Below are 1,093 nucleotides of genomic sequence, written 5' to 3' on the forward strand. Positions count from 1 at the left end.
ACCAATACCAGTTAATCACGAGAAGAATGGGAACAGTGAGGAGGTACACCGCGTGGGTGTCGTAAACAAGCGTGAAGTTTTCTTGCAGGGATAAACGGACGTCATCGAGCCAAAAATTGATACCCAACGCGATAACAACGACAACGCTAATGACGACGAACAGATCAACGAAACCGCCTATAAGCCGCTGCATTTTGCTCGCAATTGAAGAGTACATATAACCACCTACAACAACAGTGAACGCAGTCTAGGCATTGTTGTATATGTGCTCAATTGATAAGTCTATAAATTCGTATCATGTCTCAAAAGTGATTTTTAATTTACACCGATATAACTTAGTTATCTCGGTTTCAACGATGGGTGGATACTTACCAATAACGATCATAGATAACGTGACCGCCTGTTCGAGATCGATACTTTTCTAACCCTAATTCTTGCAGCACAGGCAAGGTATCTTTAATCATCTCTGGGTTACCACACAGCATCACAAAGCTGCTTTGCGGAGAGAAAGGCACATCCACTTTATTGGCAAGCTCACCAGACGCAATCAATTCTGGGATTCGACCTTGCAGTTTTCCGAGTGACAATTCACGACTCACGATTGGCACGTACTTTAAGCGTCCTTCATATCGGAATTGAAGATGCTCAATCAGGTATTTGTAGACCAAATCTTTTTCGTAGCGAACACCATGCACCAGCACGATACGATCATTGTGAGGAAGCAGATTAATGTCATCCAGCAAAGATAGAAACGGGCCAATGCCAGTCCCCGTCGAAAGCAACCATAGATCACTCGCTTGCTTAGGAATGGTGTCGTGAATGAGATCGCCATGCGCGGTTTCACCCACATAAATCGGGTCACCCGCTTTTAGCTTTTGCAACCTTGGAGAAAGTTGCCCTTGAGGATCTGCCACAATGAGGAATTCGAGCCACTCGTGTTGCTCGCTTGGCGCATTAACCACAGAGTAAGCACGGCTGATAGGCTTGCCCTCATCATCGAGCAAAGCAAGCTTGGTGAACTGGCCGGCTTTATAGGTAAGGGGCGCGCCTAAGACCCTTAAACTGAACAGCTCTCCAGTCCAGTCAATGCGGT

General features: G+C 45.9%; 1 protein-coding gene and 1 pseudogene. Both read right to left on the reverse strand.

All coding sequences use genetic code 11. The annotated features are described in order from the left end of the window. Positions 1-217, reverse strand: a pseudogene (locus R7F67_RS24800) (RDD family protein); the annotation flags it as partial. A 151-nt stretch (positions 218-368) separates the two neighbouring features. Beyond that, a partial coding sequence (locus tag R7F67_RS24805; protein ID WP_318057528.1) for a ferredoxin--NADP reductase occupies positions 369-1,093 on the reverse strand: 725 nt, incomplete at its 5' end.

Source organism: Vibrio sp. YT-17, from assembly GCF_033337375.1.
GTDB classification, from domain to species: Bacteria; Pseudomonadota; Gammaproteobacteria; order Enterobacterales; family Vibrionaceae; genus Vibrio; species Vibrio alginolyticus.